The sequence below is a fragment of the Asanoa hainanensis genome (genome assembly GCF_900188485.1).
Taxonomy (GTDB): domain Bacteria; phylum Actinomycetota; class Actinomycetes; order Mycobacteriales; family Micromonosporaceae; genus Asanoa; species Asanoa hainanensis.
Genome location: NZ_FZPH01000004.1, coordinates 370,519 through 394,639 on the forward strand (window position 1 = coordinate 370,519; position 24,121 = coordinate 394,639).

Below are 24,121 nucleotides of genomic sequence, written 5' to 3' on the forward strand. Positions count from 1 at the left end.
ATTTGAAGCCAGCGCAAGATCGCCGCGTACGGCGTTGCCCTCCGTGGCGACCTCATCTACTCCCGATCACAAACAGATCGCCAGTTTGTTCTACCACTGCAGCCCTCACCGCAAAGAGGAGCGAGTCCAGCAACATCATTCGAAGAGCGTCCGGCGTATTAGTGCCCACCTCGGCACGCGCACGGGCGGCCTGCTGGCTCCGGTGGGTTACATGTGGTTGCACAATGGCTACGTGGGCGATGTCTTGCGGTCCCCTGTAGCGCAGCATCTCCAGAAGTTCGCCGCGATCAGTTGTCCTCCGACCGTCGGTCCAACAGGCGGGCCGGGCGATCGAAGGCCTCGCTAGCCGCAATTCCAGGTGCTCGCCAGAGATGTAGCGAACGTTCTTTACAGCCTGGCTCGCCACTACCTCATACGGCCCAACGGCTATTTGCCTGCGTGGGCTCATGCTGCCGGCGCCCTTGACATGTATAAGAGTGAGTTTGCCAGCCGGGTCCAAGTGGACGAAGTCAGAGACTTCGCCTGCACCGTCGTCACAAGTGAGCCAACCATGCGTATAGGCGTTCACTACCCACCCAAACAGCGAGTCATCGCCTTCGGCGCCAATCGCGTCGTGAATGTCCTGCGTGCTTGCTACGCGATCTTGATCCATCAGGGGCTTCTCGGCTGTTACCCGATAGCCCGAGAAGTCTTCAAATCTCCAGTTCGGGAATGCTGCCGACCGAATCTCCATCTTCCACATCTGGGAGTTAAGGAAGGCGTGTCCGGACTGATAGTGGGCGGTCATCAGATCCTGGCCATGATCTCTGAGCGCATCGAGAATTGGCCGGACAGAGGGCAGGTTGGTCGGATCGCCATCGAAACCGAACTTGCAGACAAGCCTATTGCGAACTTCCCTTACAAGGCATTTTAATGTTCCGCCTAGAGAACCATCCAATCCTACGTGCAGACGGAAATCCATGCAGTTCGGATCGCCCTCTACTTCAATGAGAGCTTGCTGCAAGAGCGCAGCGGCGGACACTCTCTCCTCGCTCACGCCAACCACCGACAAATCCTCTGGCTGCAAGAACGAGACGTCGAACGCGCTTGTAACTAAGGATAGGTTCTCTTCTCGCTGAGCCAGCAAAGGATAGGGATCATCTGGGGCGGCTTGGTCAGCCATCGCCTCTTCTACGAGAACAAGCGCTTCGTTCGCTTGCGCGAAGAAGTGGGCAACCCCCTCAGAACCCGAGCTCCACATCCGAGACTTGTCCGGCGCGGCGCCAACTGTGCCTCTTAGCGCAACGAGCCCAGCGTCACGAGGCACATCCGCTCTAGCGGCGCTCATGGCGAAAGAGCCATCACCTGGAACTAGTAGGTCTTCGACTCGGGTGCCGCTCAGCGCCTTGGTGTCTGCTTTGGTGGACCTTTTCGAATGGATTCCGCGAAGCCAAATGCTCCGGGTTTGACTCCCGCGCAAGAACGCTGCCTTTGAGAAAGCCTCTGGGATCCGTTGGTACTGTTTTCTGACTGGCTGGTCGAGCCAACGCTGCATCGACTCTTTGATTGATTCGAAATCTGTGTAGAAGGCGATCAACCGATCTCGCCTCAGCCCAAGGAACAGTCTGTAGCTGATGTTGGTATACGGGACCTCGGATGCCATCCACGAGGGGTGCTTGTCGTGGCGGAGAATGAATGCGTCGACCTGATACAGATCGTCGCATAGCCAAGAGAGGTCGGGCGACTTGCGTAGGACTTCGCCAATGCCGTCCGCGACAATAGTGCGGACGTCGTCGCGCCGTCTTCGACTTCTCCGTCTGACTTCCGCCATGAAGCGGTCGAACGCTCTCGGCTTGTCCTCGGCCTCGATCTGGACAATGGTAAGCGACAGAAATGGGCGAAGTAGTGTCAGGGCGACCGGTTGAACACTCTCAACTTCGTCCATCTATTGAGCGTATCTAACCGAACTCATCCCACGGCGTCCAAGTACCTCGATCGGGTTACGCGACCTGGTCACCGTTCGATGGCCAACTTGGTCGGCGCCGCCTTCCAAGGAACCATGAGTTGTGCTCGTTCATGGGGTACAGCGTGGGGGGCTATGACCCTCGTTTGATCCAATCGGTCTAAGCCGGCGCGGCGTCGTCGTGGGTGGAGCGGTGATGACCGCCGCCTTCTGCTTCTACTCGTCTACTGCCCCTCTGGGTCACTTGGCACGGCGCCTCGACGGCGTTTGCCGAGATAAGCGGGCACAAGGGTCCCGTCGTCGATCACAGCAAGCGCAAGCTGTTCGTGTGTGAGGCCCTTCACCTCGGTTAGGTCAACGCCTCGAAGGTCAGTCTGCACTAGCGACGCGCCTTTCAGATTGCAACCGCGCAGCGCGGCGCCGCGGAGGTCCGAGCCATCCAGACTGGAGCCACGTAGGTCCGCCCACCGGAGAAGAGCGCCAACCAGGTTGGCGCCGGAGATATGCGATGCTGGCAACCGCGCACCGCTGAGATTTGCGGCCCTGAGATCGCATTCGTGCAATGCCACACCTTTAATGCATCGGGCGTTGACGAGGTCCGCACCCTGCAGGTTCGACCCTTCGAAATGGAGATTGTCAACCCAGCCATGAAGTAGGGCGGCGCCCGGCAAATCTGTGGGCCCCAATTGGATCCATGGAGATTCGTAACGACGGGGCCGCTTGTTCAGAGCTGTGAGCGCAGTTTGCACGTCGATCGGCAAAGGATCGCCAACCCAATGCCAACCAGATTCGTAGGTGCCATCTTGTTCGAGGTCGGCGCCGTCTTCAATGTATTCGTCCCGCGGTCTAGCTTCGCGAATAAAGCCAGCCAGTAAGTCCACGACGGCGCGGTGGTCGCGCGGTGAGTCTCGCATCAATCTCGACAGGGCGTAGATAGCGCCGATACGTTCGGCAGGGTGGGCTGACACCAATTGTGTGGCCGCTTTGGTATACCGGTCTGCGACTTGCCCCGACCGCGTAAGAAGGTAGCTTCGTGCCGTAAACACGATGGTTGCCAGGCCGCCAAAAGCGAGGGCGATCTGCAATAAAGTAGTTCTGCTAGTCGTGACGGCCTGTGCCTTCTTTTCAGGATCTTTTATCGATTCGATAAGCTGTGAATCAAACCAAAACGGTCCGCGCCATATGAGGAGCGCCACCCCTGTCAGCGCTGCTAGGGCCGCACAACTGATGACAAACCGTCTTAGCCATACAGGTACCTCATGCCGCAACCGGCGGCGGACCTTGAAGGTGTTGAGTGATAGGACCTCATAGGGTTTCGCAAACCAGCGAGGCAGTCGAGCCATGCTTGAGTACCCTAGGCGATTACGCCTTCTTCGTACATGCTGAGCGACTAGCCGCCACTGGGGGAGTTCTCGTTCCGCCGCCCTACCGGACGCTGAGGTGCGCGCGTAGCGCAATGAACCGGTCAGGTGACGTACTTGCGTGACCTGCGTCGTTGCGTGTAGGAACACGGTTGGGTTGCTGTGCAGTGAGTCCTAAGGGGACAGACTTGAATGATGCCGGCGAAAGTTCGAAGGAAGTATCACTTAAGACGCTTTCAATCCGGGTATTGCGGAGAAGAGGCTTCGGGCGCGTCTGCAAGGGCGAGCCGACAGACACGGTCCGCTTCTCGATCATTTTGAGCCAAAATATCCTATCAGGCATACTTTTGGGAATAAACTTCTACTTTGTCTTCCATTTAGGTCTTGTCTTCTGGCAGACAGTCCTTCTTACCTTCGCATCTCTTGTCGTTTTGGCCGTCCTAATGAGGCTCGGGGCTGCGACTGCGGGCGTTGCCTACTTCCTATATTTTGCGCTGTGGAGCGTGCTCCTGGGCGTCGTTATCTATAAAGACGACTTGGCTTCGGCACTGCTGACGTTCGGTGTCCCTTTCTTAATTGTGTCTCTCGGTAGGTGGGCACTCGGCGCGGTGAAGGTGACGCGACACATACCGTTCTTTGTGCCCCTTGCTTTGATCTTCGTCTTGCTTCCTCTCCTTACGGAGGACCCGTGGCGGCTAGCCAGCGCGTCTGGTTCGCGGATCGCGTATCTGGCGCTTTGTTCGAGCCTGCCACTGGTCTTCCTTTTGGTTCTAAGAATTTGGAAACTCGACTTTGGTGCGATACTTAATAGTGCTGTGGAACCCACCGTGGGGAGGGCGTTAGATTTCGCGGCCATTGTTCGTGAGCTTAACTCGATGCGCGCAAACCACGAGAGGGCGCTCGATGTTGCTGCGACGACCGCACAGCTCGCGGACATCTACAGCAAGGAAGAGTCGACGGCCGCAAGCATGAGACGCGTGGCCGTCGTAATGCAGAGGCGGTATAAGTGGGTCGCTATTCGCCATTTCCTGAGGCTTCTCAGTGCGGTCGGACTTAGTCTTTTCGGGCTCATCTATGTTCTTGCATGGGTAGCGGTTCCCCGACAGCTCGCCACAGAATGGTCCGCCTCAAGCGTTGCCGTTCAATCGATTGACTTCTTCGGCGGAAAAATAGACCTGCCACTAGGGCCGTATCTGTTCGTGTCTCTACTGCTTGCGACGGTCGCGTTTGTTGGCTTTCTTGGCTTCACGCTTACCGAAGATCAGCATTCGGCCACCCTGTGGAACGGAGTCGCCGTGAAGCCAGCGGAGGATCTCTTTCTCTATGGAATTCCGTACCTTGCCCTCCGCGAGCCCAGCGAGGCAGACGCCGATCCCAGCGGGGCCAAGCTGTCGGTTCCGCCCGGTGAGGAGATTGTGCAGCGGTAACACGACTAGCTAGGCGCGTGAATCGACTGCGAACGGGCTGAGCCCGTCGAGTCCCGCCCGCAGCCGACCCGAGCCGAGCAGACCGGAGCTGAGACCGCCAGCGCTGGGCGCGGGCGTTCGGCACGTCCGCGGAGGCGCGGCCCTACCTGCCGGGCCTGCTGCCTGCGGGTAGGTCGACGACGGACGGGACGGCTCGGCTGTAGCCGCACGGCGGGTGAGGGTCCAACTGAGTGACAACCGTGCCGGACGTCCGCAGACGTAGCTGGATACCGTCGGACCGTTCTCGCAGGTCAGAAGGCGATCGGTGCAGCAAAGACGAGTCCGGTCGATCCTTGACACGGAAGAGGTCACTGGTTCAAACCCAGTATCGCCCACCAGATCAGAGCCGGTTTCCTCAGAACGGGGAGCCGGCTCTTCGGTTCTCACATTGCATCAGGGAAGACTCCACGACAGGCCAGCGCCCGGCTGTTGCGCTTGGCTTTCCACCTCCCCTGGGAAGATCAGTTCATGGGTGGCGTCTTCGTGAACGTGCGCCGCAGTGGGGACGGACCGTATGCGTGCCCATGTTGCGGATACCTGACGCTGGACGAACGCGGCATGTACGAGATCTGCCCCGTGTGCTTCTGGGACGACGACGGCCAGGACGACCACGACGCCGACCGGATTCGGGGCGGACCCAACCGCGGCTTGAGCCTGACCATGGCCCGGGAACACTTCATCCGCGTCGGCGCCTCCGAACCGCGCCGCCTGCCTCACGTTCGACCGCCGAGCGACGACGAGTGCCCCTGAACCAATCCGGCCGCGACACGGGCGATGCGCGGGTGTCGGTCTGTTCCGGCAACCACCTCGTCCAGCGCGACCACGACGTCGGGCCTGTTGCGGCCGCACCGGACGACCTCAGCCGCGATCCGCGGTTCGGCCTGTACGCCGGCGACACCAGGCTTCACCCGGCGTACAGGCCGTCAGAGCACGTCGCGAACCGGTCACGGTCAGGCGGCGGCGTTCCACACTGGAGGCTGGTAGCCCGCCGGCTTGTCGCCGATGCCCAGGCCCGGGCTGACGATCCAGGACTGGTACTCGGGCGTGAACATTTGGTACGGCAGGCCCCACTGCGGTGCGCTCGCCTGGTCCAGGCGGGCGCGCAGCTCCGCCGGGAGCTCGAAGTCCAGCGCGCCGAGGCTGCTGTCGAGTTGGGTGACGCTGCTCGCGCCGACGATGACCGAGCCGACCGCCGGCTGGGTGGCCACCCAGTTGACCGCCACCTGGGCCATGCTCCGACCCAGCTCGGCGGCGACCTTCTCGAGTTCCTCGACCACGCGCCAGTCGCGCTCGCTGACCGGGCGCTGGGGGCCCTCGCCGCCCAGCCGGCCCTCGCCGGTCAGACCCTCGCCGGACCGGCGGTACTTGCCCGTGAGCAGGCCCCCGCCGATCGGGCTCCACGCCGTCAGGCCCAGGCCCAGGGTCTGGGCCATCGAGGTGAACTCGGCTTCGATGTCGCGGGCCACCAGGGAGTACGGCAGCTGCACGGTGATCATCGGGGTCAGCGCGTTGGCCTCGGCGAAGGTCTGGGCGCGGGCGGCGTACCAGGCGGGCACGTCGGACAGCCCCGCGTAGCGGATCTTGCCCGCGCGGACCAGGTCGTCGAACGTCCGGACCACCTCCTCGACGGGCGTGATCCGGTCCCAGGTGTGCAGCAGGTACAGGTCGAGGTAGTCGGTGCCGAGCCGCTTCAACGACGCCTCGACCGCGCGGATCATGTGCTTGCGCCCGTTGCCGCCGGCGTTCGGGTCCGTCGGGTCGACGGTGTTGGTGAACTTGCTGGTCAACACCAGGCGATCGCGTACGCCCGCGGACGCGATCAGCTTGCCGAGGATGCGCTCGCTCTCCCCTGCGGTGTAGAAGTCCGCGGTGTCGACGAGGTTGCCGCCGGCCTCCACGTACCGCCGGAAGATCGGCTCCGCCTCCTCCGAGGTCTTGCCGTACGCGGCATGGAAGCCCGCGACCCCGAAGTTCATCGTGCCGAGCGCCAGCCGGCTGACCCGCAGCCCGGACCGACCCAACAGGTAGTAGTCATTCATGCGGGCAACCGTGGCGCGCGAAAAATGGACCCGCAAGTCCAAAGCGCTAGCGGCGGCGTAGGCCCTCGATGCCGACGTCGAGTGCGGCCTCCAGGTGCTCGATCCGGCCCGTGGCGAGCATCACGGCGACACCGCCCTGGATGCCGGCGAGCAGCGCGGCCGCCGAGCGGTCGGCGTCCAGCGCCGCGTCGACCTCGCCGATGCTCTGCATGTACCGGATCCCGGTCGCGATCTCCCACTGCCATCGGGTGATGAGCTCGGACGTCACCGCCCGGGCGCCGGGAGTGCCGCGGCCGAGCTGGGACATCAGGCTGTTGAGGGGGCATTCGGTGCCCTGCGCGAGATACCGCGCGACGACCCGATCACGCCAGTCCAGCCAGGCGGGCCACGACGTCAGATGGCCGAGCTGGGGCTGCTGGTCGGTCAGCACCCGCTCGGACTCGTGCCGAGCCACCGCGAGCAGCAGCTCGTCCTTGCCGTCCGGGAAGTAGTGGAACAGCTGCCCCTTGCTGGTGCCGGTCCGCGCACGCACGTCGTCCAGCGTCGTCGCCACGGCGCCACGCTCCCGAACCTCGGCCGCCGCCCCTTCGACGATCCGCTGCCGGGTGGCGAGACCTTTCGGCGTCAACGGCCGTTCCGTACCCGCGATTCCGCTTTTTGGACTCACCGGTCCAGCCTAGCGCGGAGGCAACCGGTCAGCCCGCGGTGCGCAGCTTGGTCAGGAACTCCGTGGTGTCCACGGGTGACAGGGCGGCGACGGTCAGCCGTTCCATCGCCTGGCGGTAGCGCTCCACGTGCTCCGGCTTGTCCATGTAGAGGGCGCTGACGAGCTGTTCGACATAGACGATGTCGGGGATGTCCGGGTCGGCGAACCGGAGCATGCTGAACGAGCCGCCGTCCGCAGTGTGGGTGCCGCGCCGCAGCGGCATGACCTGCAGCGTGATGTTCGGGCGCTCGCTGATGTCGAGCAGGTGCTTGAGCTGGCCCTGCATGACCGCCCGCCCGCCGATCGGTCGCCGCAGCGCCGCCTCGTCCAGCACCACCCAGTAGGTCGCGGGCGGGGTGCGGTCCAGGATCCGCTGGCGTTCCAGGCGGAGCTTGACGCGACGGTCCACTTCGGCCGGTGCCGTCTCGGGCAGGCCGGAGACCACGACGCCACGGGCGTAGTCGGCCGTCTGGAGCAGGCCCGGCACGAACTGCACCTCGTACGCGCGGATGGTGGTGGCCGCCTCCTCGAGGCCGACGTACGTGCCGAACCAGCTCTCCAGCACGTCGTCGTAGCGGTGCCACCAGCCGTCCGAGCGCGAGTCGCGGGCCAGCGCCAGCAGGGGCTCGCGCTGGGCCTCGTCGACCATGCCGTAGAGGGTGAGCAGGTCCGCGATGTCGCGCTCTTTGAAGCCGACCCGGCCGAGCTCCATGCGCGAGATCTTCGACGCCGAGCCGCGTACGTGGTAGCCGGCGTCCTCTCTGGACACACCGGCCGCCTCGCGGAGCCGCCGCAGTTGCGCACCCACGACGATCCGTCTGGCCGTGGGGCCAACGGCGGCGTCCGGCGCGGTCATATCGTCCCTCGAGGTCGGCACAGGCTCGTCGAGGGTCGCATCGACGAGATCGCCCGGTAGCCTACGTGACCCTTCGGTTACCGGTCCATCATGCGTCAGGCCGTGACCTGACCGACTAGTCGACGATGTGGTCGAACTCGCCGTCGCGTACGCCGTCGAACATCGCGGTCATCTCCGCCGGAGTGAAGAGCAACGCCGGGCCTGCGGCGTCGCGCGAGTTGCGCACGGCGACCGTGCCGTCGGCCAGCCGGGCGAGCTCGACGCAGTTGCCCTGCGCTCCGCTGCGGCGGCTCTTCACCCAGGTCACGTCGCCGAGGTCGGGTGCGGCGACGCCATTCTTGATCTTCATGTCCACCTTCGACGGTTGGGGTCAACGGGGGTCTTCCCGCGACCGGGAGCCTAATGCACGTGCATTCTCACGGGAAGATGCACGATCGCCTAAACATCCCGTGTGGAATGTCCACATTCGCAGCAGACGCCTCACGTGCGATCCCACGCGGGTTGGGACCAGGCGCATTTGCACGTGCATTTGCTCTTGCGACATGACCGTGCACGCGAGGAAGATGCTCGATATGTCCCGCGATGGTGGTGGCCGGATGCCGAAGTCGCCCGGCCCCCGCGTGGACCAGGCGCTGCGCGTCACCGCCGTCGCCAGCCTGCTGCTGATCGCGTTGCTGGTCGTGGCCGGCGCACCGGGCCCGGCCACCGCCGTCCTGGTGCCGATTCCCTACGCGGCGTGCGCGGCCGTCTTCTTCCGGCGGGTGCGGTGCGGCGGCGTCCAGCAGGCGACCTGGGCCGCCGCCGGAGCCGCGATGGCCACCGCCGTCGCCGGCGCTGGCTGGGCGGCCCTTTCGCCCGGCGAGCCGATCCACACGTCGACCAGCGACGCCCTGGCGGTGGTCGGCTTCGTGCTGCTCTATCTGTTCGTCGGCCTGCTGCTGCGCTCGGACCGCCCGGTGTTCAACAGCGGCGTCTGGTTCGACGGCATCGTCGCCGGTCTGGGCATCGCCTCGTTCGCCTGCCTCGGCGCACCGGGCCGCGACAGCAACGGGCGCATCGGCGTACACCTGGCCGGTGTCCTGGTCTATCTGGTCCTGATCCTCCTGGTGGTCATCGGCGGCAGCCTCGGCGGCCGCCGGTTGAACCGCACCCATGTGCTCGTGGTCGCCGCGTTCGGCGCCGCCAGCATCGCGGACGGCCTCGCGATGCTCGGTCACGCCGGCGGCACGCTCGCCGAACCCGGCTCGCTGGTGGTGCTCTCCCTCGCGCTGCCGGTGCTGCTGGCGTTCGCCCCCGTGGCGGCAACCCCTCGCCGTCGGTCCGACGCGGCGACCACGCCAACCATCGTGGGCTGGGCGACCCTCGCCGTGCCCGCATTCTTCGCGGTCAGCAGCGTGCTGCTGCTGGCCATCGGCCAGTCGGGCCGACTGCCGGCGCTGAGCACCACGCTGGCGGCCGCCTGCGTGCTGGCGGCGCTCGGCCGGGCCAGCCTGACCTTCCGGGAACTGCGCGACCTGCGCGACGTGCACCTGCAGGCCCGCACCGACGACCTGACCGGGTTGCCGAACCGGCGGGCGCTCTACGAGCACCTGGACGCGCTCGCGACGCCGGCCACGCTGCTGCTGCTCGACCTCGACGGCTTCAAAGAGGTCAACGACAGCATCGGCCACGCCGCGGGCGACCAGGTGCTGGCCCAGACGGCCGACCGCATCAAGGTGGTGCTCACGCCGCAGCAGGTGCTGGCCCGGCTGGGCGGCGACGAGTTCGCGATCCTGCTGCCCGGCGCCACCCTGGCCGAGGCCGCCGACCTGGCCTGGCGCATCCACGTGGCGGTGACCTGCCCGTCCCACCTCGGCGACAAGCAGATCCGGCTCGGGGTCAGCATCGGCGTCTCCGGCACGCATCTGGCCGACGCGGGCTCAGGCGAACTGCTGCGAACCGCGGACATCGCCATGTACGTGGCCAAGCGGCGCGGTGGCGGCGTCGCGGCGTACGAGCCCCGCCCGGAGCCGACCCCCGAGCAGGTCGCGCCGCCGTCCGAGCTGAGCCCGATCTGAGCTGAGCTAGCGGCTCTGGCTCTGGCTCTGCTCCGCGAAGCGGGTGGCGAGCTCCCGCTGGGCGGCCGGTGGGTCGCGGAAGCCCTCGAACGTCCGCTCGTGCAGGTCCTCCGGGAAGATTCGCTCTCTGTCCGGCTGGTTGGCCGCCCCGTCTCCCGGGACCTCGACCGTGACCGGGTTCGTGCGGTGCACGGCGACCGTCGAGGAGACGCCCAAAGCCTCGGCGAACGGGACGCCCTCTTCCCGGACCGAGCACAAGAGCGCGGTGTAGATGGTGGTGACGTCGGCCGCCGCGGTCGCGGTGACGGGGTCGACGCCGAAGGGCTCCGCGACGCACACCAGCGGTCCGTGGTAGGGGGGCAGCAACGCGGTCGCCGCCGCGCGATCGGTCTCGAAGGCGTCGACCACGACGGTCGCGAGCTCGGCGGCCAGGGCCGGTGGCAACGGCGCACGCTGCTCCGCTTCGCACGCGACGCAGGTCGCGGCGAGTGCCACAGCGATGGCGGCGCGCAGGACCCGGCTCATGACCGGCAACCTAAACAAATGAGTTGTCGCCCGGCAAGGGCGGCCTCGATGATGCGGCCATGGCTACCTCTCGACGCGCCGACATGTTCACCGCGGACGGCAAACCCTCCGACGACGACCCACGGGAGCACGGGCCCTCGCTGGGCGACGAGCGCACCACGCTGGTCGAGGCCCTGCGCACCGCCCGCCTCACGCTGGAGATGAAGTGCGAAGGGCTGGACGCTGAGCAAATGGCGCGGCGGTCCGTCGAGCCGTCGACCATGTCGCTGCTCGGCATGGTGCGCCACCTGGCCGAGGTCGAACGGTCGACGTTCCGCACGATGATGGCCGGGCAGGACGTACCCCGCCTGTTCGTCTCCGACACCAACCGCGACGGCGACTTCGACGACGCTGTGGCCGACGCGAAGCTGGTCGAGGAGGCCTGGGACGCCTGGCGTGCGGAGGTCGACTTCTCGACGCGGTACGTGGCCGAGGCGCCGAGCCTCGACGTCACCGGTGACGACCCGCTGAACCAGCACGGCAGCGGCGGCGGAGCCATGTCGCTACGGGAGGCGCTGGTGGGCATGGTCTGGGAGTACGGCCGCCACATGGGCCACGTCGACCTGCTGCGCGAGCGAATCGACGGCCGCATCGGCCAGTGAGCAGAACCGGCAATCTTGCCGATGCGGAGGGATCGACGTTGTTCGCAGAATGCGTCGCACAGGTCCCCCGCACCCCGGAGGTTGTCCATGCGTATCCACAAGCGACTGGCCGCCGCCTGCGCCGCGCTGGCCACCGCGGCCGCGTTGGTCGTCGCGCCGGCGCCCGCGCAGGCCGCCACCTCGACGCCCGTCATCTTCGTGCACGGCTACACCGGCAGTGCCAGCAACTGGACGACCGCGCTCAGCGTGTTCCGGGCCGGCGGGTTCAGCCGGCTCTACACGTACAACTACAACTGGGCCGGGTCCAACCAGGTCAGCGCGGCCGGGCTCGCCAGCTTCGTCAACCAGGTCAAGGCCCAGACCGGCCAGTCAAAGGTGGCGATCGTCAACCACTCGATGGGTGGCCTGGTGACCCGGTGGTACCTGGAGGAGCTCGGCGGCTCGGGCAACGTCAGCCACGTCGCGTCGCTCGCAGGGGCCAACCACGGCACGACGTTCGCCGGCGCCTGTCTGATCAACGTGTCGTGCATCGAGATGTATCCGGGCTCGCTGTTCCTGCTCGACCTCGCCGACGGTGACGAGACGCCGGGCAGCGCCGCCTACCGCACCTGGTACTCCGCCTGCGACGGCGTCATCCTCCCGTACACGAGCACGCGGTTGACCGGCGCGACCAACACGAACCCGGGGTGCGTGACCCACCTCGGCTACCTCACGAACACGAGCGTCCTGACCCAGGTCCGCAACTTCATCGCGGGTTAGCGGGCAAACGCGGGGCGCGGCTCGTCGACATCGGCGGGCCGCGCCCAGGTGCTCGGTGGGATCGCGTTGCGGCACCGGTACGACGACGACCTGGGCCAGATCGGCTACGGCATCCGCCCGTCGGCGCGCCGGCGCGGGCTGGCGAGCTGGGCCCTGGCCGAGATGCTGCGGGAGGCCCGCACCACGCTGGGCCTGGACCGCGTCCTGATCCCCTGTCTCGCCGACAACGTGGCCTCGGCCCGCACGATCGAACGCAACGGCGGCGTGCTCGAAGGCATCCGGGAGACCGGGGATGTGCGGGTACGGCGCTACTGGATCACACTGACCGCTTAGCAGACGTCGGCGCCGAACTCCAGCTGGAGGCGCCAGGTGCGGCCGGCGGACGTGATGTCGACGGGCAGGCAGACCGGGCCGCGGATGGCGATGCCGCCGGCGAAGTCCGAGTCTCCGTCCGGGCTCGTCGGGCACGCGACGAACCTGACGCTGTGGTCGCTGCCGGGCGAGTAGGTCAGCTTGGCGCGGTCGCGGTAGGCGGCCGGGATCGTCACCGTCGCCTCGGTGCCGGCGCGCAGGAGCAGGGCAATCTTGTACGGCCGGTGGCCGGTCGCGTCGGCGTCGCGCGGAGGTTCCAGGGGGTCGCCGAAGTCATAGTCCAGCGATGCGAGTGTCACGGGGCCGGCCTGCGGCTCACTGGCCGCCGCCGCGCCGACTTCCACCGAGGACGCGCAGTCACGAACCCCCCACGGGGGCCGTCGTCGTCGGGGCGGCCGGCACGGAGCGCTGCGGCACCGGGCTGGGCGGCACAGGCGGCGGCGCGGGCGTGCACCCGGCGAGCAGCAGCAGCGGTAAGGCCCAGGCGCCGCGCATCACCGCGTCACCGGTCCGGTGGGAACGTGCTGGCGCGTTCGACGAGCGTGGCCGGCACGCGCTCCACGCGCGGGTCCGGCGACGCCGGCGACAGGGCCAGGGACATCGCCTGGGCGCCCATGTCGGCCAGCGGCAGCCGGATCGTCGTCAGGGCCGGTGTGACGTCGCGGGCGATCGGCATGTCGTCGAAGCCGATCACGCTGACGCGGCGGTCGACGTCGCGCAGGAAGGCCAGGGCGCCGACCGCCATCGAGTCGTTGAGGGCGGCGATCGCGGTCAGCCGGGGGTGGGTGGACAGCAGGTCTCCAGTCGCGGCGGCTCCGCTGTCGCGGTCGAAGTCCGCGTACGCGACCTTCGGTGCCGGGCGGCCGTGCGTGCGGGCGGCGCGCCGGAGGCCGGTCAGCCGGTCCGTGGTGGTGGTGAGGTTGCGCGGGCCGGCGATGACGCCGATGTCCCGGTGGCCCAGCGCGTAGAGGTGCTCGCCCGCCATGAAACCGCCGGACTCGTTGTCGGGGACCACCGCGTCGCCGGTGCGGTCGTGCCGGCCGATGACCGCGACCCGGCCGCCGCTGAGCTCGTAGGCCCGCAGCTTGCCCCGCAGGGAACGGGCGAAGGCCACGTCGTGGTAGCCCGAGCCGGCCAGCACCATCGCCGCCACCTGGTGGGCGCGGAGCAGCTCCACGTAGTCGAGCTCCCGGGCCGGGTCGCGGTAGGTGTTGCAGATGATGACGAGCCGGCCGTCGGTGGTGGCGACCCGTTGCAGGCCGCGGGTGATCTCGGCGAAGTAGGGGTCGGAGACGTCGTGGACGACCACGCCCACGGCGGTGCGACCGGACCCGGCGAGCTGCCGGGCATGTGCGTTGGGCACGTAGTGCAGGTCGGCGACCGCGGCCTCGACCCGGTCGCGCAGGGCAGCGCTGACCGGCTTGCTGCTCCCGTTGATGATGCGCGATGCGGTCGCCGTCGAGACGCCCGCCCGGCGCGCGACGTCGTCCAGCGTGGCCACGTCGAGATCATACGGGAAAGCCCTTGCCTCAACCCATCCCGATGGATACGTTGCCCAGGAAAGCGCTTACCTGGGGAGGTCAAGGTCGTGGATCGCAGAACCATCGGGATCGTCCTCAACGGGGTGACCGGCCGGATGGGCTACCGCCAGCATCTGGTCCGCTCACTGCTCGCGATCCGCGAGGGCGGTGGCCTCCCGCTGCGGGACGGCACGCTGCTCTGGCCCGAGCCCATCCTGGTCGGGCGCGACGACGCCCGCCTGCGGGCCATCGCCGACCGGCACGGCCTGACGCGGTGGACCACCGACCTGGGCGCGGCGCTGGCCCGCCCCGACGTCGAGATCTACTTCGACGCGCAGGTGACCAACGCCCGGGAGAAGGCGATCCGGGCGGCCGTGGCGGCCGGCAAGCACATCTACACCGAGAAGCCGACCGCCGGCGACCTGGCCGGCGCGGTCGAGCTCGCCCGGCTGGCCGACGCGGCCGGCGTGAAGCACGGCGTCGTGCAGGACAAGCTGTTCCTGCCCGGCCTGCGCAAGCTCGACCGGCTGGTCAAGGGCGGCTTCTTCGGCCGCATCCTGAGCATCCGCGGCGAGTTCGGCTACTGGGTCTTCGAAGGCGACTGGCAGCCGGCCCAGCGTCCATCGTGGAACTATCGCACGGCCGACGGCGGCGGCATCACGGTCGACATGTTCCCGCACTGGCACTACGTGCTGGAGCAGATCTTCGCGCCCGTCCGGGCCGTCACCGCGCACGTCACCACCCACATCCCGCGCCGCTGGGACGAGTCCGGCCAGGCCTACGAGGCGACGGCCGACGACGCGGCCTACGGCATCTTCGAGCTCGAGGGCGGCGTCGTCGCCCAGATCAACTCCTCGTGGGCCGTCCGGGTCTACCGCGACGAGCTGGTCGAGTTCCAGGTCGACGGCACCGAGGGCAGCGCGGTCGCCGGGCTGCGCAACTGCCGGATCCAGCACCGCTCGACCACCCCCAAGCCGGTCTGGAACCCCGACCTGCCGGCCACCGAGCAGTTCCGCGAGCAGTGGCAGGTGGTCCCCGACAACGAGGAGTTCCGCAACGGCTTCCAGGAGCAGTGGGAGCTGTTCCTGCGGCATGTGGTCGAGGACGCCCCGTACACCTGGGATCTCTGGGCCGGCGCCCGCGGCGTGCAGCTCGCCGAGCTCGGCGCCCAATCGGCCCGCGAGGGCCGGCGTCTCGAGGTCCCGGAGCTTCAGCCGTGACCACCGTGCGCCTGCCCGACGGCCCGTTCACCTTCAGCGGCGCCGGGGCTTCATTCGCGAAGGAAAAGTTCACGAGCCGCATCGCGTACGCCGCCGCGCACGTCGTCGCCGACCCGCTGGCCGACAACACCCCCGGCCGGCCGGCCGCGCTCGACTGGGAAGCCACCCTGGCCTTCCGCCACCACCTGTGGTCGCACGGCTTCGGGGTGGCCGAGGCGATGGACACCGCGCAGCGCGGCATGGGCCTCGACTACGCGGCCACGCGCGAGCTGATCCGGCGCAGCACCCGCGAGGCGGCCGGGCCGATCGTGGCCGGGGTCGCCACCGACCAGCTCGCGCCGGGGCCGGCCACCCTCGACGAGGTGCGCAAGGCGTATGCCGAGCAACTGCACGACGTCCAGGCTGCGGGCGCTACGCCGGTGCTGATGTGCAGCCGCCACCTCGCCGCAGCCGCCCGGCACGGCGACGAATACCTCGACGTCTACGGCGAGCTGTTGGGCCAGTCCGACGGCCCGGTGGTGCTGCACTGGCTCGGCGAGATGTTCGACCCGGCTCTGGCGGGCTACTGGGGCGCCGACCCGGTGGCCACCGTGCTCGCGCTGATCGGCGCGCACACCGCGAAGGTCGACGGCATCAAGGTGTCGCTGCTCGACGCGGATTTCGAGGTCGACCTGCGGCGCAGGCTCCCCTCGGGCGTCAAGCTCTACACCGGCGACGACTTCCACTACCCGCAGCTCATCAAGGGCGACGCCGAGGGCTTCTCGCACGCGCTGCTGGGCATCTTCGCCGCGATCGCGGCACCGGCGGCGGCCGCCCTGCGCGCGCTCGACCAGGGCGACGACGACGCGTACGACGAGATCTTCGGGCCCACGGTGCCGCTGGCCCGGCACGTGTTCGGCGCGCCCACCTTCTACTACAAGACCGGCATCGTGTTCCTCGCTTGGCTGGCCGGCCACCAGAGCCATTTCACGATGGTCGGCGGCCTGCAGAACGGCCGGTCGCCGCAGCACCTCGCGACCCTGATCCGGCTGGCCGACGCGGCCGGCGTGCTCCCTGACGCCGACCTGGCCGCTTCGCGCGCGAGAGCGTGGCTGACCACCGTGGGGGTGGCCCAATGACCAGGTTCGCGCTCAACTCGGCCACCACCAAGCATTGGCCACTGCCGGACCTGGTCGCCGGTTGTGTCCGCGCCGGCGTCGACCAGGTCGGCCTGTGGCGGGAGGAGGTAGCCGCCTTCGGCCTCGACAAGGCGGCGGCGCTCGTCTCCGACGCGGGACTGGCCGTCACCTCGCTGTGCCGGGGCGGCTTCTTCGCCGACCCTGGCTGGGAGGACGACAACCGCCGTGCGATCGACGAGGCGGCCGCGCTCGGCGCACCGGTGCTGGTGCTGGTCTCCGGTGGTCTCTCGGAGGGCAGCCGCGACCTCGACGGAGCCCGCGCGCACGTGGGCGACGCGATCGGGCGGCTGGTGCCGCACGCGCAGGCGGCCGGTGTGAAGCTGGCCATCGAGCCCCTGCACCCGATGTTCGCCGCCGACCGCTGCGTGGTGTCCACCCTCGGCCAGGCGCTCGACCTGGCCGCACCGCACCCGGTCGACGCGGTCGGCGTCGTGGTCGACACGTACCACCTGTGGTGGGACGACCAGGTCTGGGCCCAGATCGAGCGGGCCGGCCGCCAGCGCCGGATCGCCTGCTTCCAGGTAGCCGACTGGGTCACTCCCCTGCCGGCCGGCGTGCTGCTCGGCCGGGGCCTGCCCGGCGACGGCTGCGTCGACAACCGCCGCTTCCGCCGCGCGGTCGACGCGGCCGGCTACACCGGCCCGGTCGAGGTCGAGGTGTTCTCGGCCGAGGTATGGGCACGGCCGGGCGACGAGGTACTCGACGCGGCCCTGCGCGGCTACCGGGAGACGGTCGAGGGATGACAGATCTCACTGTCGACGGCGTGGCGGTCGCGTCCTATGTGGTCGAGCCGAAGGTCGACCTGATCCAGGGACCAAGGCCCTATCTGCATCCGGTACGCACGTTGCGCGGCACACCCGTCACCGATTTCGCTCCGGACGACCACATCTGGCACCTGGGCGTCTCGATCGCCATGCAGGACGTCGACGGCACGAACCTGTGGGGCGGCCGCACCTACGTCCGTGACCGCGGCTACACGTGGCTCGACGACCACGGCGAGATCGCACACACAGGCTGGCTGCACGCCGACGACGGGGCGCGCGAAGAGCTGGAGCGGTGCCTGGGCAACACCATCGAGTGGCGCGACAAGGACGGTGCGGTGCTGCTCACCGAGGAGCGGCGGCTCCGTGCCACGAAGGCCACGCACGGCTGGGAGCTGGCGGTCGACTTCACCCTGTCCGCGACGAAGGCCGTCTCGCTCGGCAGCCCGGCCACGAACGGCCGGCCGGGCGGGGCCGGTTACGGGGGCTTCTTCTGGCGAGCCGCGCCGGGCGAGACGCACACCTTCACCGCGGACGCCGAGGGCGAGGGCGAGGTCAACGGCAGCGCCGCGCCTTGGCTCGCGCTCACCGGCCCCGGTCCGTACACGCTGGTGTTCCGCGGCCTCCAAGGCGACGACCGCTGGTTCGTGCGGACCGGCATCTATCCGGGTGTCTGTGCGGCCCTGGCCTTCGACCGCCCGCTGCTGGTCACTCCGGAAGCACCGCTCTCGCGGCGCATCACCGTTCTCGTCGCGGACGGCGCTCTCACCCGCGAGCAGGTAACCGCAACTCCGTGACCAAACCAGCCCGGGCCGCGCTCGACCGTAACGGTCGACAAAGCGCGCCCGCACTGGCGTTCCGGGCAACGACGACGACCCGTTTCGTGCGGACCCGCGACCATCCCGGCATCCGCTCCGCCCTGGCCCCGCTACCATCCCGGCGCCTGCGCCGCCCGGCCCTTCGACCGTCCGCCGCTGGTCTTTCCGGAAGCGCCGCTCTCGCGGCGCATCGGCGTTCTCGTCGCGGACAGTGCTCTCACGCGCGAGCAGGTAGCCTCGGTTGCATGATCAAACCAGCGCGGGTCGCGGTCGTCGGTGTCGGCAACAACACGTCCGCTCTGGTGCAGGGGATCGCCTTCTACCGCCAGACCGGCAGTCTTGCCGGCGTTCAGCGGCCGATGATCGACGGGCTTGGCGTGGGTGACGTCGACATCGTGGCGGCCTTTGCCACCTCGCCCGAGAAGGTTGGCAAGGACCTGACCGAGGCGATCTTTCTGCCGCCCAACAACTTCCCTCGGCTCGACTGCGACCTGCCTAAGGCCGAGGTTGCCGTCACCAAGGGTCTGCGGGACGCGACCGAGGTCGATCGGGTAGCGCAGGCGTTGGCGGGAGCCGAGGTGCTGCTCTACTCCGCGCCGAGTGGCCGCCCGGAGACGGCGCTCGCCTATGCCCTGGCCGCTCGAGCAGCGGGGGTCGCGTTCGTCAACACCACGTCCGACCCGGTGGCCCGGCACCAGGCGGAGGTCGACCAGTTCACGGCGGCTGGCCTTCCGCTGCTCGGCGACGACCTGACCAGCCAGTTCGGCACCTCGATCCTGCACGACACGCTGCTGCGGCTGCTGGCGGCGCGCGGGCTTACGCTGGTCAGCTCGTACCAGGTCAACCTGGGTGGCACCGAGGACTTCCGCAACCTGGTCGAGAACCCCAACACCAAGAAGCAGTCCAAGCTCAACGCCCTGTCCGGGGCCGACAAGGTGCAGCTGGCGCCGCTGGGCTACCTGCCGCAGCTCGGGTCGCAGAAGGTCGCCCACCTCAACATCGAGGCGCAGGGCTGGGGCGAGACCGCCGTCAGCCTCGACGTGAAGCTGAAGGTGCACGACCCGAGCGGCGCCGCCGGCGTCAACATCGACCTCGTCCGCATCGCGTGTGGTGCGTTGCGCGACGGGCAGAAGGGCTATGTCGACGCGGCGGCGCCGCTGTTCAAGTCGCCACCGGGAACGGCGGTCTAGAGCTTCCCGGCACCGGCCCCCGCGGAGACCCGCGCGGGCACCACACTGGCACTGTCCATCGTGTACGAGTAGTAGGTGCGCGGCTCGACCACGGAGCCCGCGACCTCGCACGGCCCGGACCCGCTGAACACGTTGTCACGCTGGACCAACCGGCCCGGCCCGCTGTCCGCGTAGCCGCTGCCCGAGAAGCACGGGAACGGCACACCGGAGAAATAGTTGCCCTCGACCAGCACGCCGCCGTTCATCGTGGACGCCACGCCGTAGAGCTCGTTGCCCAGGAAGTAGTTGTTGTAGACGTGCACGGGCTCCCCGAACCGCACCCGGGGATGCCGCTGGCGCGACCGGTCGAAGAAGTTGTGGTGGATGGTCACCTTCAGGTGCCCGACGTCGGTCGACGCGGCCCCGTCGGAGTGGCTGATCAGCATGCTCTTGTCGGTGGCCGCGAAATGGTTCCACGACACGGTCACGTAGTCGGCACCCCGGACGATGTCGATCGACCCGTCGACCGGCGACACGAACGTGTTGTGGTCGATCCAGACGTGGTGCGACTCCTGGCCGACGTTGATGGCGTCGTCCTCGGCGTCGAGGAACGTGAGGTTGCGGACGATCACGTTGTACGAGCGGTAGAAGTCGAACCCGCCCCCGGCGATCGTGGGCGCCGAGCCGATACCGACGATCGTCTTGTTCGGCCGCACGCCCTGCTTGCTGCTGATCGTGATCCGCCCGGCCACCTGGATCGTCATCGGCCCGATGGTGTCGATCGCCTCGAGCAGCTCGGCGCTGGTGTCGACCGTGACCGTCGGCCCGCCGGCGCCGCCGGTGGTGCCGGACAGCCCCAGCGCGGCCACGGACGCGAACCCGTCGGGCGAGCCCGCGGGCGGCGGATCGGTCGGTGGCACGGTCGGCGTCGGGGTCACGGTCGGCGAAGGCGAAGGCGACGGCAACGGCGGTCCGCTCCCGGCCGTCTCCACCACCACGTCGTCGAAGGCCGAGGAAGCGTAGTAGGTCGCCACCCCGGCCTGCCCCCCGGTGAACCGCGTGTCCGAGGCCGACAACAACGCCACGCCGTCGACCGTGGCGGACAACACCGAGCCGGCCACCGTCAAGGCGACCACATAGGACCGCCCCGCCGTCACGGCCAGCGACGCGGTGTCCAGCGTCGTCGACGCCCCGCTCACCAACCGCTTCAGCTCCACGGTGTTGTTCGACCGCAGCGCCACGTAGTAGTAGCTGGTAGCCGACTGCGCCCGCGCCAGCACCGCCACGAACCGGTTGCTCCCGTTGAACGCGGCCGGCGTGACCCGCACCCGCACCGTGTAGTCGGTCCAACCGGCCGAGCCCACCCGCGACCGGGCGTCACTGCTCTGCCCGGTCTGCCGATAAGCGCCACCGGACACGGCCCAGGAGCCGCCCGAGGTCGTCCAGCCGGCCGCGTCCCCGTCGGCGAAGTCGTCGCTGAGCAGGGTGGCCGCGCTGGCGGACCCACTCACCACCGCGACGCCGACGACCGCCAGCAGCAGCGCGGTCAGCAGGGCTCGAAACCGCATCACAACCTCCCCACCCCGGCGCCCGCCGTCACCGCGGCCGGCACCGACGACGCGGGACTCAGCGAGTACGAGTAGTACGAGGACGGCTCCTGCACCGCTCCCCCGGCCTCACACGTCCCGGACCCCACGAACACGTTGGAACGCTGCACGAGCCGGCCGGGCGCGCTCTCCGCATAGCCACCGACCGAGTAACAGGGATAGGCAACGTTCTCGAAGTAGTTGCCCTCGACCACGACACCGGCGTTCTCGGTCGACGCGACGCCGTACAGGCCGATGTCGCGGTAGTAGTTGTTGTAGACGTGCACCGGCTCACCGAAACGCGCCCGCGGATGCCGCTGGTTGGAGCCGTCGAACAGGTTGTGGTGGTAGGTCACCTTCAGATAGCCGACATCCGCCGGGTACGAGTCGGAGTGGCCGAGCAGCGCCGACTTGTCGGTGCCGGTGAACCGGTTCCACGAGATGGTCACGAACGTCGACTGCCGCTTGACGTCGACCGACCCGTCGTACGCCGGCAGGAACTCGTTGTGGTCGATCCAGACGTGGTGCGCGGAGTTCGTGACGCTGATCGAGTCGTCGGACGCCCCGCTGAACCGGATGTTCCGGATGATCACGTTGTTGCCGGGCCGGGTGGTGGTGCCGAGCTGCAGCCCGCCGCCGGTGAGCTCCGCCGTGCTGCCGACGCCGACGATGGACTTGTTGGCCACCACGGTGACCATGCCGGAAAGAGAGATCCGACCCGAGACCAGGATCGTGTACGGCGTAGGAGCGCCGGCGTACGAGGCCAGCGAGGCGGCGGTGCTGACCGCGACCGTCGGACCGGCCGCTCCACCGGTGGTGCCGGACAGCCCGAGGCCCGCGACGCTGGCGAAGCCGTCCGGCAAGCCGGGCAGCGGCGGCGGCCCGGGGGTCGAGGTGGGTTCAGAAGGAGTCGGGGTCGGGTCCGGGCCGCTGCCGGTGAACACGGCGACGTCGTCGAACACGGCACTGGCGTACGAGGCGACGAGCCCGACCCGACCCCCGGCGAAGGTCGCATCCGTGGCGGTGACCAGCGTCTGCCCGCCGAGCGCCCCGCGCAACGCGGACCCGGCGACGGTGAGGGTCAGCTCGTGCCAGCCACCCGGCGTCACGGTCGCGGGCGAAGACGCGAGCACGGTGACGCCGCCGCCGGACACCCGGCGCAGCTCGACGCGCCCGGCACCGACCAGCACGAGCGAGTAGAACGTCGTGGTGTTCTGCGCCCGCGCGACGACGCCGACCGAGCGCGCCGACGAGCCGAACGCGACGGGCTGGACCCGGGCCCGCACCGCGTAGTCGGTCCAGGCGGTCGAGCCGGCCTGGGCCTTGGCGTCCGCGCCGGTGCTCGACTGGCGATAGGCCTGACCGGACACCGACCACGAGCCGCCGGAGGTGGACCAGCCGGAGGCGTTGCCGTCGGCGAAGTCGTCGCCGAACAGGGTGGCGGCCGACGCGGGCGCGTTCAACGCGACGACGATCGCCAGCGCGAGAGCCGCGGCGCCGGCCGCCATGGAGAACCTGGTGCGCATGCTTCCTCCCGGAAAAGGCGGTGCCGGGGTGGAAGCCACCCCGGCACCGCGACGAGTCAGACGGAGATCCGGCCGGCGCCGGCGCCCGAGGTCACGCTCGACTTGACGCCGCTGGCGTTGTCGAGCTGGTACGAGTACGGGATGCTGTTCGTGCTGCCGGAGCTCTGCGGCGAGCCGGAGCCGACGAACACGTTGTTGCGCTGCACGAGGTCACCCGGGTCCGAGTCCGCGTACCCGACCAGGGTCGGCTCGTCGACGTTCTCGAAGTAGTTGCCCTCGACCAGCACGCCGGCGTCCATCGTGGACGCGACGCCGTACTCGTTGCCGTTGTAGTAGTTGTTGTAGACGTGCACCGGGTTGCCGAAGCGCACGCGCGGGTGCCGCGTCCCGGAGCCGTCGAACCAGTTGTGGTGGTACGTCACGCGCAGGTGCCCGACGTCCTCACCGGCGTTGTCGTCGCTGTGGCCGAGCAGCATCGACTTGTCGTGGCCGTACACCCGGTTCCAGGAGATGGTCACGTAGTCCGACGCCCGCTTCACGTCCACCGCGCCGTCGTACCCGTTCGTGAAGCTGTTGTGGTCCACCCAGACCCGTGTCGAGTACTGCACGTTGACCGCGTCGTCGTCCCAGTCGCGGAACGAGATGTTGCGGATGATCACGTTGCTGGCGTTGGACACGTTGAGCCCGCAGCCGGCGATCGTCGCACCGGAGTTGCCGAGGATCGTCTTGTTCGACCCGACCGAGATCATCCCCGAGCAGGAGATCGTGCCCGAGACCCGGACGACGCGGGCCGTGGTGCCCGAGACCGCACTGGACAACGCGGACGAGCTCGTCACCGTCGTGGCGGACGCGCTGCCGCCGCCGGTGGTGCCGCCGCCCTGGGTGGCCCAGCCGACCAGGCCGGTCTGCGGCGGAGTCGTCGGGCCGGTGGTCGGGTTGCTGGTTGGCGGGTTGGTCGGCGACGACGTCGGGTTGCCCGTCGGCTGCGTCGAGCCGTCCGTGCTGACCACCACGTCGTCGAAGCGGGCCGACGCGTACACGGTCACCAGAGCGACCCGGCCCGAGCTGTGCGCGCTGTTGCTGCCGGTGGCGATCCGGGTCCCGTTGACGTAGCCCGAGATCGTGCTGCCGTTGGCGTCGATCCGCAGCGTGTACCAGGTGCCGGTGGACACCGTCAGCGACGCTGAGCCGATCACCGTGACCGACGAGCCGTCGACCGCCTGGAGCTCGGCGCGGTTGGCGTTGGTCAGCGCCAGCCGGTACATCTTCGTGGCCGACGAGGACCGCGACGCCAGCGCCACGAGCCGGTTGCTGCCGTTGAAGGCCAGGGGCTTGACCCGGGCCTGCACCGAGTACGCCGTCCAGCCCGTCGATCCGGCGAACTGGCGGGCCAGCTCGCTGTCGGTCTTCGACTGGTTGAAGGTCGGCGACCCGTCGCTGACCACCGACCAGTCGCCGCCGGACTTCGACCAGCCGTCGGCGGAGCCGTCGTTGAAGTCGTCGGAGAAGAGCGTCGCCGCCTGCGCGACCCCACCCAACCCGAACGCGACCACGATGGCGGCGAGGGCGGCCGCGATGACCGCGAGCACTCCCCTGCGTGCCGTTCTGCTCATGACTGT

General features: G+C 68.5%; 23 protein-coding genes. 11 read left to right on the forward strand and 12 right to left on the reverse strand.

Translation table 11 applies throughout. The features are described from left to right. Nucleotides 1-52: 52 nt before the first annotated feature. Nucleotides 53-1,924, reverse strand: a complete 1,872-nt coding sequence (locus CHC05_RS40685; protein WP_144022568.1) for a hypothetical protein — start codon at nucleotides 1,922-1,924, stop codon at nucleotides 53-55. Nucleotides 1,925-2,166: 242 nt separating this feature from the next. Next, the gene (locus CHC05_RS12825; protein ID WP_089248194.1) at nucleotides 2,167-3,285 is read right to left on the reverse strand and encodes a pentapeptide repeat-containing protein; all 1,119 of its coding nucleotides are present in this window, start codon (nucleotides 3,283-3,285) and stop codon (nucleotides 2,167-2,169) included. A gap of 206 nt (nucleotides 3,286-3,491) precedes the next feature. Here CHC05_RS12825 and CHC05_RS12830 point away from each other — a divergent pair, with 206 nt between their 5' ends. Together CHC05_RS12830 and CHC05_RS12835 are read left to right on the forward strand one after the other, a co-directional pair. Next, complete coding sequence (locus CHC05_RS12830; RefSeq protein ID WP_144022569.1) at nucleotides 3,492-4,730, forward strand: hypothetical protein; 1,239 nt, start codon at nucleotides 3,492-3,494, stop codon at nucleotides 4,728-4,730. A gap of 507 nt (nucleotides 4,731-5,237) precedes the next feature. Next, on the forward strand, nucleotides 5,238-5,519 hold the full coding sequence (locus tag CHC05_RS12835; protein WP_089248198.1) for a CPCC family cysteine-rich protein: 282 nt from the start codon (nucleotides 5,238-5,240) through the stop codon (nucleotides 5,517-5,519). Nucleotides 5,520-5,719: 200 nt separating this feature from the next. On the opposite strand, the gene CHC05_RS12840 is transcribed toward CHC05_RS12835, so the two are convergent. The 4 genes from CHC05_RS12840 to CHC05_RS12855 form a co-directional block, all read right to left on the reverse strand. Beyond that, nucleotides 5,720-6,808, reverse strand: a complete 1,089-nt coding sequence (locus CHC05_RS12840; RefSeq protein WP_089248200.1) for an aldo/keto reductase — start codon at nucleotides 6,806-6,808, stop codon at nucleotides 5,720-5,722. Between the two features lie 46 nt (nucleotides 6,809-6,854). Beyond that, nucleotides 6,855-7,475, reverse strand: coding sequence for a TetR/AcrR family transcriptional regulator (locus tag CHC05_RS12845; protein ID WP_245870809.1), 621 nt, complete (start codon nucleotides 7,473-7,475; stop codon nucleotides 6,855-6,857). A 28-nt stretch (nucleotides 7,476-7,503) separates the two neighbouring features. Continuing rightward, the gene (locus CHC05_RS12850) at nucleotides 7,504-8,370 is read right to left on the reverse strand and encodes a helix-turn-helix domain-containing protein (protein WP_089248202.1); all 867 of its coding nucleotides are present in this window, start codon (nucleotides 8,368-8,370) and stop codon (nucleotides 7,504-7,506) included. Nucleotides 8,371-8,485: 115 nt separating this feature from the next. Then, entirely contained in the window at nucleotides 8,486-8,719 is a 234-nt protein-coding gene (locus CHC05_RS12855; protein WP_089248204.1) for a DUF397 domain-containing protein, read from the reverse strand. Nucleotides 8,720-8,912: 193 nt separating this feature from the next. Between CHC05_RS12855 and CHC05_RS12860 the strand changes: the two genes are divergently transcribed. Next, a complete protein-coding gene (locus CHC05_RS12860; RefSeq protein WP_144022570.1) occupies nucleotides 8,913-10,427 on the forward strand; it encodes a GGDEF domain-containing protein in 1,515 nt (504 codons plus the stop codon). Between the two features lie 6 nt (nucleotides 10,428-10,433). Here the strand turns inward: CHC05_RS12860 and CHC05_RS12865 are convergent, their stop codons facing one another. Beyond that, nucleotides 10,434-10,952, reverse strand: coding sequence for a hypothetical protein (locus CHC05_RS12865; protein WP_089248208.1), 519 nt, complete (start codon nucleotides 10,950-10,952; stop codon nucleotides 10,434-10,436). A 59-nt stretch (nucleotides 10,953-11,011) separates the two neighbouring features. Between CHC05_RS12865 and CHC05_RS12870 the strand changes: the two genes are divergently transcribed. The 3 genes from CHC05_RS12870 (at nucleotide 11,012) to CHC05_RS12880 (ending at nucleotide 12,685) form a co-directional block, all read left to right on the forward strand. Continuing rightward, entirely contained in the window at nucleotides 11,012-11,593 is a 582-nt protein-coding gene (locus tag CHC05_RS12870) for a DinB family protein (RefSeq protein WP_089248211.1), read from the forward strand. 87 nt (nucleotides 11,594-11,680) lie between these two features. Beyond that, entirely contained in the window at nucleotides 11,681-12,352 is a 672-nt protein-coding gene (locus CHC05_RS12875; RefSeq protein WP_089248213.1) for an esterase/lipase family protein, read from the forward strand. Nucleotides 12,353-12,400: 48 nt separating this feature from the next. Further along, nucleotides 12,401-12,685: a GNAT family N-acetyltransferase gene (locus CHC05_RS12880; RefSeq protein ID WP_089248215.1), complete on the forward strand. Its 285-nt coding sequence runs from the start codon at nucleotides 12,401-12,403 to the stop codon at nucleotides 12,683-12,685. On the opposite strand, the gene CHC05_RS12885 is transcribed toward CHC05_RS12880, so the two are convergent. Both CHC05_RS12885 and CHC05_RS12890 read right to left on the reverse strand, forming a co-directional pair. Further along, on the reverse strand, nucleotides 12,682-13,023 hold the full coding sequence (locus CHC05_RS12885) for a hypothetical protein (protein ID WP_144022571.1): 342 nt from the start codon (nucleotides 13,021-13,023) through the stop codon (nucleotides 12,682-12,684). The genes CHC05_RS12880 and CHC05_RS12885 overlap by 4 nt on opposite strands. Before the next feature lie 203 nt (nucleotides 13,024-13,226). Next, nucleotides 13,227-14,225 carry a LacI family DNA-binding transcriptional regulator gene (locus CHC05_RS12890; protein WP_089248219.1) on the reverse strand — a complete coding sequence of 333 codons (999 nt, stop codon included), beginning with the start codon at nucleotides 14,223-14,225 and terminating at the stop codon, nucleotides 13,227-13,229. Nucleotides 14,226-14,312: 87 nt separating this feature from the next. Here CHC05_RS12890 and CHC05_RS12895 point away from each other — a divergent pair, with 87 nt between their 5' ends. The 5 genes from CHC05_RS12895 to CHC05_RS12915 all read left to right on the forward strand — a co-directional run bounded on the left by CHC05_RS12895 (nucleotide 14,313) and on the right by CHC05_RS12915 (nucleotide 19,411). After that, nucleotides 14,313-15,464 (forward strand): Gfo/Idh/MocA family protein, encoded by a 1,152-nt coding sequence (locus CHC05_RS12895; RefSeq protein ID WP_089248221.1) that lies wholly within the window; start codon nucleotides 14,313-14,315, stop codon nucleotides 15,462-15,464. Then, nucleotides 15,461-16,582, forward strand: coding sequence for a dihydrodipicolinate synthase family protein (locus CHC05_RS12900; protein WP_089248223.1), 1,122 nt, complete (start codon nucleotides 15,461-15,463; stop codon nucleotides 16,580-16,582). Before CHC05_RS12895 ends, CHC05_RS12900 begins: the two co-directional genes overlap by 4 nt. Beyond that, nucleotides 16,579-17,385 carry a sugar phosphate isomerase/epimerase family protein gene (locus tag CHC05_RS12905; protein WP_089248225.1) on the forward strand — a complete coding sequence of 269 codons (807 nt, stop codon included), beginning with the start codon at nucleotides 16,579-16,581 and terminating at the stop codon, nucleotides 17,383-17,385. Before CHC05_RS12900 ends, CHC05_RS12905 begins: the two co-directional genes overlap by 4 nt. Next, nucleotides 17,382-18,200 carry a DUF6807 domain-containing protein gene (locus CHC05_RS12910; RefSeq protein ID WP_089248227.1) on the forward strand — a complete coding sequence of 273 codons (819 nt, stop codon included), beginning with the start codon at nucleotides 17,382-17,384 and terminating at the stop codon, nucleotides 18,198-18,200. The genes CHC05_RS12905 and CHC05_RS12910 overlap by 4 nt, the downstream gene beginning before the upstream one ends. Nucleotides 18,201-18,466: 266 nt before the next feature. Next, a complete protein-coding gene (locus CHC05_RS12915) occupies nucleotides 18,467-19,411 on the forward strand; it encodes an inositol-3-phosphate synthase (protein WP_089248229.1) in 945 nt (314 codons plus the stop codon). Here CHC05_RS12915 and CHC05_RS42445 read toward each other — a convergent pair. From CHC05_RS42445 to CHC05_RS12930, 3 genes are read right to left on the reverse strand one after another with little or no spacing between them, the layout of a single operon-like run. After that, complete coding sequence (locus CHC05_RS42445) at nucleotides 19,408-20,958, reverse strand: pectate lyase family protein (RefSeq protein ID WP_245870810.1); 1,551 nt, start codon at nucleotides 20,956-20,958, stop codon at nucleotides 19,408-19,410. The genes CHC05_RS12915 and CHC05_RS42445 overlap by 4 nt on opposite strands. Next, nucleotides 20,958-22,502, reverse strand: coding sequence for a pectate lyase family protein (locus tag CHC05_RS42450; protein ID WP_245870811.1), 1,545 nt, complete (start codon nucleotides 22,500-22,502; stop codon nucleotides 20,958-20,960). Before CHC05_RS42450 ends, CHC05_RS42445 begins: the two co-directional genes overlap by 1 nt. A gap of 56 nt (nucleotides 22,503-22,558) precedes the next feature. After that, on the reverse strand, nucleotides 22,559-24,115 hold the full coding sequence (locus tag CHC05_RS12930) for a pectate lyase family protein (RefSeq protein WP_089248231.1): 1,557 nt from the start codon (nucleotides 24,113-24,115) through the stop codon (nucleotides 22,559-22,561). Nucleotides 24,116-24,121 lie beyond the last annotated feature (6 nt).